This is a genomic window from Acinetobacter sp. YH01010 (genome assembly GCF_013420775.1).
Classification (GTDB): Bacteria; Pseudomonadota; Gammaproteobacteria; order Pseudomonadales; family Moraxellaceae; genus Acinetobacter; species Acinetobacter amyesii.
Genome location: NZ_VOYF01000040.1, coordinates 1 through 8,885, shown reverse-complemented (window position 1 = coordinate 8,885; position 8,885 = coordinate 1). Strand labels below are relative to the sequence as shown.

The following is an 8,885-nucleotide window of genomic DNA, read 5'->3' as shown; positions in this document are numbered from 1 at the left end:
CAATACCAGCGCACAGCCCAAAGAATGATTTCGCCCTGAAAATGCCGACCATGGAAAGGATTCATATGCTGCACCTTTAGCTAAAACAGTCTTCAGCTTACCATTCGTGGTTATTTGCAACAGTGCCAACTTTATTTCCAAATTCGTTTAATTTGTTCAGCATGATGCACGTCATGTAAATCTCGTTTCGCTCGATGTTCTGGATTGTCCGCGAGATCTAAAGTTCGATAATAGGTCGAAGTTGCGATTGGTAAAATTCTACAAATCGCATCAACACCATATAAGTCTTTATTGCTATGGATGAAATCCACCATTATTTGTGTGGGCGGTCGAGCTCCGCCTGGGCGAAAAAAGCGGCTGCTTTGCGTAGAATTTCATTGGCTCTTTGCAGTTCTTTATTTTCGCGTTCAAGTTGTTTAATGCGCTCTTGGTCTGAAAGCTGCTGTACTTTGATTGGATTCTGTTGATTCAAATGCTTCTGATGCCAGGAACGTAGTGTTTCAGGAGTACAGCCAATCTTAGGTGCAATTGCTGTGATTGCAGTCCAAGTAGAAGGATAATCTTTTTCGGATTCAATCAATAATTGAACCGCTCTATCTCTGATTTCAGGAGTATATTTTGGTTTTGTCATTGGGACATTCTCTCAAGAAAAGTGGTCTCCGACAAACCCGGTACGGTTCACTTAAAGCACCTCAAATCTATCGGCAATATGAACAAAAACTTGGTATTGCTCAACGTGCAAAAAATAAGAAACGTGTCAAAGCCATCCATGCCAAGATTAAAAATGTAAGACAAAACATGCTGCATCAATTCAGCCGAAAATTGGTGAATGAACATGCAGCCATCTTCGTTGGCAATGTGAATGCCAAAGCATTAGCACAAACCAGATTGGCTAAATCAGTGCTAGATGCCAGTTGGACAACACTAAGAACCATGCTCAAGTATAAATGCGAGAACGCAGGGGTATGTTATGAAGAAGTCAATGAAGCCTATACCACCCAAATTTGTTCGTGCTGTGGCTCACGCTCCAGTAGTCTGAAAGGTAGAGCAGGACTTGGAATAAGAGAATGGCAGTGTGTGGAGTGCGGTACGCTCCATGATCGGGATGTAAATTCCGCACTGAATATTCTTGCGCTCGGGCATGAGCGTCTAGCAGTAGGAATCTCCTTTAGGTCTGGGAGGATGTCAATTTCTCCTTTTGAATATTTAATCAAAAAAATTGCATAAAGAAGTTAGTAATTTAGCAATACGACAAGTTATGACGTTTAAAATGATTGCTTATAGTGCAAATTAAATGATTCTAAATCAGAGTAGGAAATTTAATATATATCTACTATAATAAATAAATATAGCCAAAATAGAAACTAATATTTTATTTTAATACATATATGAATCAATATTGCACACTTCAAATTTTTCAAAATAACGAATGGCAAGATTGCGCTATCGTTGAATTAATTGCTAATCAAGAGCAGGGCTGGAGAGCATCTACACGAACGTCATACTTATTTGAATATGCTATTGAACATATGGATTTAAGGGATGGTCATGCTCTATCATTCCAATTTCCAGTCAATGTACAAAACAACTTAGAAAACCAATGGCCAGCATTTCTCATGGACTTGCTACCTCAAGGTTATGGGCGAAAGGAGCTTTTAAATCAGCTGGGTTTTTCAATTAATGTAGAAGAACAAGCTGATTGGCCCCTACTGAAATCTGGGGCAGGTAATCCTATTGGTAATCTACGAATTAAAGAAGCTTATGACTGGCTTCAAGATCATTTTCCGACAGTGAAACCTCGTGGATTTAGCCTAAGCGAAATAATTGAAAGGAAAGAAGATTTCATTGAGTCACTTGCATCATATGGCTTATTTGTTGCTGGTTCTTCAGGTGTTCAAGGTGAATGGCCTAAACTATTACTAACACAAGGATATGATGGTCTGTTTTATTTAGATCACAGTCTTCCAGATGAACTAGCAGCAAAGCATTGGCTAGTTAAATTTAGTCGTGGAGATGATCAAAAACTGGAAAAAATACTGTTACATGAAGCAATTTACATGAAAATAGCTCGGTATTTAGGTCTAAGAGTGTTCAACGACTTGGAACTTCACCAGAGAACGCTATTTATTCCACGTTTTGATCGCCAAATTATCAATGGTAAAGTCGAAAGAGTTGCACAAGAAAGCCTAGCCTCTTTAAGTGGTAAAGCTGGCTTCGGCGTTAAAATGACACATAATCAAATTTGTACATTGATCATGGAATGTTGCTCATCACCAAGAGCTGAAATTTTTGAATATTTGAAACGAGATATCGCTAATGTTGCATTAGGAAATAAAGATAATCATACCCGTAATACCGCAATTCAACGTTTAAATGACGGCACAATTCAATTAACACCCCTCTTCGATTTTGCTCCAATGTGGCTTCATCCTGACGGAATTGCACGTACTACACGTTGGGAAAAAGATGACCATGGAGGAATGCCTATATGGGGATCTGTCATAACGCAAATAGAAGAATGTACAGGAATAGATTCAACTGAAATTAAACATACAATGATTCAACAATTGCCACTGTATGAAAATTTGCTCGATGAAATGAAAAAAATAAATATAGATGATGAGATTCTACAAAATAGTCATCATCGTATATTAAATATATGCCAACAGATTCAGGAGCTTTCTAATGGATAAACGTTATAAGCCTATGACGGCAATCGAGCAAATGAATAAACGCTTACAAGTCTTAGAAAATATAAATAACAATCCTGAGTGGCAAATTTACCAGATTGCATCATACATTAGAAAAGAACTACATTTAACATTAAATGAAATGAGTAAAATTACTAAAATAGCACCACAGACTTTACAGAAAATGGAGCAACCTGATAGTAATCCAACATTAGATTCTATAAATAAGTTGTTAAATGCATTTGGTTTAAAATTTATTATTAAATCAAAATAGTTTAATTTAAATTACCTATAAACTAGATTTTGATTTATTTTCTAAATAGTCACCCCACCACTGCATCATATCAGCTCTTTGTTGAATATAATCTGCATGGTTATAACTAGCACGTGTTTTATTCTTATCTACATGTGAAAGCTGAGCCTCAATCCAACTATCTTGAAATAAGCCAGAATCATTTAAAATAGTACTGAATGTTGATCTTAAACCGTGTGAGGATAGCTCATTTGTTTTGTATCCCATCTTACGAATGGCTGAATTTATTGTGTTAAAATGCAATGGCTTATCTTTAATTTTTGGGCTAGCAAAAACATAACGATCGCCTTGTGACCACTCTAGTGCAGATCTAACAATGCTCACCGCTTGCGATGATAACGGGACTAAAAAATCTGGAATATCATAACCTGCTATCACTTTTCGACGATATTGCTTGATATGTAAAGCAGGTATTTTCCAAATTTTGTTGTCAAAATCAAAATGATGAGGTTCTGCAGACAATAACTCTGCCCCCCTGACTCCAGTATATAATTTAAATAGGATTGCTTTTTTTATAATCGGATCTGTATTTAGTTGAGTTATTCTAAGAATAAAATTAGAAATTTCTTCATCTTTTAAATAGGGATAATTTTTCTTTAATTTCCCTTTCAATAATATTTTATTGAGACCATAAGCTTGATTATAATCACAGTATCCCATTGCAACTGCAAAATCATAGATTTGATTTAAATAGCTATACGCTTTTTTTACAGGTTCCTTAACTCCCCTATTTTCAATCTGCTTAATTACCTTAACTAAATCAGTTCTTTTAATTTTGCTAAAATCTATATCACCAATAACGGGATAAATGTCATTTATTAAACATGCATTCGCCAATTGGATTACACCACCACGTGGTTGATCTTTAAATGAATTATTTGTTTTAAACTCTAACCATTCTTCACAAACAACTTTAAAAGTTTGAATTTTCTCCTGAACTAAATTTTGTGTAGAAAATTTAGTTGCCTTATAGGAATCTCTGGCCACTCTAGCCTCTTTGAGATTCATCTCAGGATATGTACCTAGAGTGACTCGTGGTCTTTTACCCGTTTCTGTAACTGAATATCGATAACTCCAAGACTTTTTTCCATTAGGATCGACTTTTAAGCTTAAACCATCATCATCAGCTAAAAAGTAAATTTTTTCTTTTGGATATGACTTTCGTACTTGTGTTTCCGTAAGACTCATAAATTTTTATAAACCAGCATAATGATCCCCATTATCTTAATTATATCAAAAATAAGCATTATTATGTGATGCGTATATTACGCATCACATAAATATTTATATATATGTTTTTTATAAAAATTATTGTGAGTGTGTAAGGTAAAATAACCAAAAAAGTAACCACTGTTAAAGTCTGTATTAAGCTACAAAAATCTGTGATAGTTAATCACTATTCTGTAATGAGTTTGTTTTACAGACCTCGTAACCGAGCCTTAATTATCCGAGGCAATATTTCTATCTGGTTTGATTATTTGACTCAATGGTATGCTCATCCGCAAGAAAAAATGGATCAAATCAAACTTAGTCCAATACAGCTATATAACACTGCTTAAGGTATGTCGATATTGCCATTGGCTATCCAAAAAGGGCTTTGTTGCACAAACCTATCTGTAAAGGCTTTTTCAGCGATATAATTTTCAAATGAAGAAGCCTACACACAAAATCTACCGCACAACCAATTGGCCCGCATATAACCGAGCACTCATGAGTCGCGGAAATATTGCCCTTTGGTTTGATCCTGCTACGCAATGGTATGCGCCATCAAAAGGCAAACAAGGGCGAAATCAAACCTACTCCGACGCAGCCATCCAATGTTGCTTAATGATTAAATCCCTATTTCGTCTTTCTTTCGGATGGTCAGCGTCTTTGTTCAAAGCCTGATTAAAAAAGTGTGGTCTAGATAGGAAAGCTCCAGATTATTCCATCATTAGCAGAAGACAAAGGCATATCGATATTGCAATTTGATATCAAAAAGTAGTGGTGCTCTCCATCTACTCGTAGACTCTATTGACCTAAAGTTTTTAGATGAAGGTGAATGGAAGCGTCAGAAACATGGACCTGAAAATCGCCGCCAATGGCGTAAGCTTCATATTGGTATCGATACTGAAACCATTCAAATACGTGCTGTACAACTCACCGCAAATAATGTCAGTGATTCACAGGTACTGGAAGATTTACTTGCTCAAATCCCTTTAGAGGTAATCCCCCCTAAAAATAATAGGATCTAAAAGTAGAATTTTCTCTTAAGATACGAGCAGGAGATTCTGCATGAAAACATCTAAATTTACTGACAGTCAGATCATGTCCATCTTGAAACAGGCAGAATCTGGCACACCTGTAGCGACCCTTTGCCGTGAACACGGCATGAGTAATGCTACCTTTTATAAATGGCGTGCCAAATATGGTGGTATGGATACATCATTAATGGCTCGACTGAAAGAGCTAGAAGCCGAAAATACCAGACTTAAAAAGATGTATGCGGAAGAGCGATTAAAGGCCGAAATCATCCAGGAAGCGATGGCAAAAAAGTGGTAAAGCCATCTTTCCGGCGTAAGATGGCACAACAGGCAGTTGCCCAGCATGCCATTAGTATTCGTTTGGCTTGTAAAGCATTTGGCATTAGTGAAACCTGCTACCGCTATCAAGCCAAACTCAGCGATGACAATGCACTCATTGCTGAACAGCTCATTGAACTCACTGAGGAAAATTCCGATTGGGGCTTTGGTTTGTGCTTCTCGTATTTACGGCATGTTGAGAGTTGCTGCTGGAATCACAAGCGGGTTTACCGCATTTACTGTGAGTTGGCACTGAATCTGCGTATTAAACCGAGAAGAAGACTAAAACGGCATGCGCCTGAACCATTGAAAGAACCAATCCGAGAAAATCAGGTTTGGTCATTAGATTTTATGCATGATCAGCTTTCCGATGGTCGCAAGTTTCGATTATTGAATGTGATTGATGATTACCGCCGCGAAGGCCTAGCCATTGAAGCAGGGTTCTCATTGCCCACAATCAGGGTTATTCGTACGTTGAATCAATTGCTGGAGTGGAGAGAAAAACCGTTAGTGATCCGATGCGATAATGGTCCCGAATTTATCAGTCACGAATTTGTGCGCTGGGCTACTGAGCACGGTATTCGTATTGAATATATTCAACCGGGTAAGCCACAGCAGAATGCGTATATTGAACGCTATAATCGGACCATACGTTATAGTTGGCTGAGCAAGCATTTATTTGATACTTTGGATGAAGTACAAGATTATGCAACAAACTGGTTGTGGCATTACAACCATGAAAGACCACATCAAGCTAACAAAGGAAAGCCACCTCTAATGGCTGCTTAACCTCTACTTTTAACTTCGGTTATTTATGGGAGGATTACCCCTCATATTGCTTGCCTTTTTCTGAGTCGAATAGGACATTATTTCTATCGGTACCGATGTTGGGAACAAAAGAAGTTGCATAACTAACGTAAGGAGCAATGAAGTCATTTGCTAAATACATGATTGATGCATTACCAGTAAAAGCATGATCTTCTTGAAGATCAGTTTTAGTCCCTTTTAGGACATTCTCTGAGGAGGATTTTGCCCAGTCATATCGACCAGCCAAATTTATAATCCACTGATCACTTAAACTGATGCGATTGCGAGCATAAAGCCCCATATCACGCAAATTGGTAATAGTATGGCTATTCAAACTGAGTGTATTGATACAGCCTTGATTGTACTGTGGTGCGAAAGGATTAATTGTTGCAAAGTTACAACGGTCCGCAGCTTTTTCACGCTTCTCGTGCATAACGTCAAAACTGACCAGTAGATCATGCTCACTGTTGCCAATTTGGAACTTCTTCTGAAGATTATTGTCGATTGTGTAATTGGTATAATCCCATAAAAGAAAAACCGCCCGAAGGCGGTTATTTTTTGACGATGAAAGTTATAAATCTTTTGGAGTATTTATTTTATTGGCGGGCTAGAGATGGAAATAAACTCTCTACGATACGCTGGGTACTCCATAACCCAATTTCTTGATGATGCATATGAGGTGCTAAATACTTTAGAAGTTTGTTGATCTTGTATCCGGTATTCGTACTTCCATCAAATTGTTTCTTAAGCTCAGCCATTTCATGGTTGGCTAAATAACTAAATGAATTGGTCTCTAGGAAGTTTTTCACAAACTCATTATTCACTTGGTTTTGCTTAGGATCTATTGATTTGCCAGCAATCCAATCATAGATAAAAGTCTTTTCAACAGCACTAAACACCCCAAACATTTTTCCCTCTTCGTCGTGAATCATCTGCCAAAATCTACTTTTTTCAGGCGGTTGATTCAGTTTTATCCACCCTATACGAACAAGCTCAAAAATAAACTCTTCAACACTGTCATCTTCAGACAGCCATTCATTTGTCGTTTTATTATTAAACATGCACTTATTGCTATGCATGTGTTTACCAACAATCGCCTTTTTCTTAAATATTTCAAGCACCATCTTTTCAGTGCTTAAATTTTTAATTATCTGAACTGAACTCATTCCCTTGTTATTTAGGAGATACCCGATTTTGAGTTTACGAATGAACTCTTCTTTAGATCTGTACCTTGTAGAAAGTTTTTTAATGGCATTGGTCGCAATCTGCGCATGCCCATTATCAAAATTATCTATCGTGATATGAACATTAAAATAGTGTGCATCAATTCCAAGTTCTTTTAACTCGTAATTGCTAATTAGCAAATGTAAAGGAAGTTGTTCATAGCCTAAATTAAAACCTGCTATCTCTGGTATAAACTCTGAAGGTGCATAGGCAAGCGCAAGCTGTATTGCTGCTTGATGGTAATAGGTATCTGATAAGTTTAAAGAAAGTTGATTCAAACCATGTGCCAGTAGTAGGATGTCATACATTCGCACGTGATTGGCTTTTTCTGAACCGAGACCAAGTTCCTCTAAATATATCTGGATAAAATCCCTAAATACTGGATCATTCCAATACTGAGTAAAGCTGTACAGCCATGAACCATCTACTTTTTTTGTGGGCGCAACCTTGTATAAAAACTCATAAGCTTTACTAATTGATGAAAAATACTCTCTCGCCCCACCTTGCTTTCGTCTATCTAGGTATTCTTTATAGTATTCACACTGTGTGCGGTTATTATGATGAATCCAATCGACAAGACTGTCTAGTTCGTCTGGCATGTCACTGATGTGGTCTAGAGTTTTAATTTCATTTTCTAGAACCTTAAATGCCTTTAACTCTTTGGCAGAATTAGGTATTGAAGCGTCTAAGAAGAACTCAACGATTTCAAAATATTTCTGATGATCTTTGGTTATTAAATTTAAGATTCTTTCTTTTACTGCTGTAGGCATTATAGTTCTCTCGCGGTAAATGATTCTACTCAACCATAAATCAGAAAATTAGAGTATTTGTTAAATTTTTTTAATGAAATTTAACGCAATGTAATATTTTTTAAATTTTAATATATAAAACATGTTCTTAGCATTACTTTCAACCAAATAGTAAAAAGTAACAATTCTTTATGATGTGATTTAATTCACATATTCATATTTAAATATCAATTATGATTATAATATAAAATATTCATAGGATAATTTATATGAAATCAATTTTTGACTTTATTTCTAAAAAATCCCTATCAATAACGCTATTTGAAAGTGCTAGTGCTGGATATTTAGCATATAGAATTTAACAGGATAAAAACTCTGGGATACTTCTTGATGGCTCTGTTGTAAGTTATGACTGGCTTTGTTGCACAAAGATTTGAAATGCAAAGCGCCCCTAATTGATCCAAATTTAAGGCGTAACTTGGGTAAGTGGGCGACCTAATTCCGTAAATCTGTTAAGGACTGCTACACGTGCATGGATCTC

The 8,885-nt window shown here is 36.5% G+C and carries 5 protein-coding genes, 4 pseudogenes and 1 other annotated feature; of the genes and pseudogenes, 5 read left to right on the top strand and 4 right to left on the bottom strand.

The features are described from left to right. Positions 1 to 134 precede the first annotated feature (134 nt). Positions 135 to 631, bottom strand: a pseudogene (locus FTT77_RS16660) (transposase); the annotation flags it as partial. Then, positions 240 to 356, bottom strand: a sequence feature (AL1L pseudoknot). Its footprint overlaps the pseudogene before it by 117 nt. 50 nt (positions 632 to 681) lie before the next feature. Between FTT77_RS16660 and FTT77_RS16655 the strand changes: the two are divergent. The 3 genes and pseudogenes from FTT77_RS16655 to FTT77_RS16645 all read left to right on the top strand — a co-directional run. Beyond that, positions 682 to 1,227: pseudogene (locus tag FTT77_RS16655) on the top strand (RNA-guided endonuclease InsQ/TnpB family protein); the annotation flags it as partial. A 161-nt stretch (positions 1,228 to 1,388) separates the two neighbouring features. After that, positions 1,389 to 2,693, top strand: a complete 1,305-nt coding sequence (locus FTT77_RS16650; RefSeq protein ID WP_104442446.1) for a type II toxin-antitoxin system HipA family toxin — start codon at positions 1,389 to 1,391, stop codon at positions 2,691 to 2,693. Beyond that, positions 2,686 to 2,964, top strand: coding sequence for a helix-turn-helix domain-containing protein (locus FTT77_RS16645; protein ID WP_004871362.1), 279 nt, complete (start codon positions 2,686 to 2,688; stop codon positions 2,962 to 2,964). Before FTT77_RS16650 ends, FTT77_RS16645 begins: the two co-directional genes overlap by 8 nt. A 15-nt stretch (positions 2,965 to 2,979) precedes the next feature. Here the strand turns inward: FTT77_RS16645 and FTT77_RS16640 are convergent, their stop codons facing one another. Next, positions 2,980 to 4,191 (bottom strand): integrase arm-type DNA-binding domain-containing protein, encoded by a 1,212-nt coding sequence (locus FTT77_RS16640; RefSeq protein WP_180109573.1) that lies wholly within the window; start codon positions 4,189 to 4,191, stop codon positions 2,980 to 2,982. A gap of 459 nt (positions 4,192 to 4,650) precedes the next feature. Between FTT77_RS16640 and FTT77_RS16635 the strand changes: the two are divergent. Together FTT77_RS16635 and FTT77_RS16630 are read left to right on the top strand one after the other, a co-directional pair. Further along, positions 4,651 to 5,207: pseudogene (locus tag FTT77_RS16635) on the top strand (IS5 family transposase); the annotation flags it as partial. A 70-nt stretch (positions 5,208 to 5,277) separates the two neighbouring features. Then, positions 5,278 to 6,353 (top strand): IS3 family transposase gene (locus tag FTT77_RS16630; RefSeq protein ID WP_171531706.1). Its coding sequence is split into 2 segments (ribosomal slippage): positions 5,278 to 5,530 and positions 5,530 to 6,353, totalling 1,077 coding nucleotides; the frame shifts between segments, so codons are not numbered across the junction. Positions 6,354 to 6,387: 34 nt separating this feature from the next. Here FTT77_RS16630 and FTT77_RS16625 read toward each other — a convergent pair. Next, positions 6,388 to 6,879: pseudogene (locus FTT77_RS16625) on the bottom strand (TonB-dependent receptor domain-containing protein); the annotation flags it as partial. A gap of 88 nt (positions 6,880 to 6,967) precedes the next feature. Next, positions 6,968 to 8,365 carry an iron-containing redox enzyme family protein gene (locus tag FTT77_RS16620; protein WP_180109574.1) on the bottom strand — a complete coding sequence of 466 codons (1,398 nt, stop codon included), beginning with the start codon at positions 8,363 to 8,365 and terminating at the stop codon, positions 6,968 to 6,970. Positions 8,366 to 8,885: the final 520 nt, after the last annotated feature.

Bases quoted from the DNA above. Each gene is read 5' to 3' on its own strand.
- FTT77_RS16650 (WP_104442446.1), top strand. From the start codon at position 1,389: ATGAATCAATATTGCACACTTCAAATTTTTCAAAATAACGAATGGCAA.
- FTT77_RS16645 (WP_004871362.1), top strand. From the start codon at position 2,686: ATGGATAAACGTTATAAGCCTATGACGGCAATCGAGCAAATGAATAAA.
- FTT77_RS16640 (WP_180109573.1), bottom strand. From the start codon at position 4,191: ATGAGTCTTACGGAAACACAAGTACGAAAGTCATATCCAAAAGAAAAA.
- FTT77_RS16620 (WP_180109574.1), bottom strand. From the start codon at position 8,365: ATGCCTACAGCAGTAAAAGAAAGAATCTTAAATTTAATAACCAAAGAT.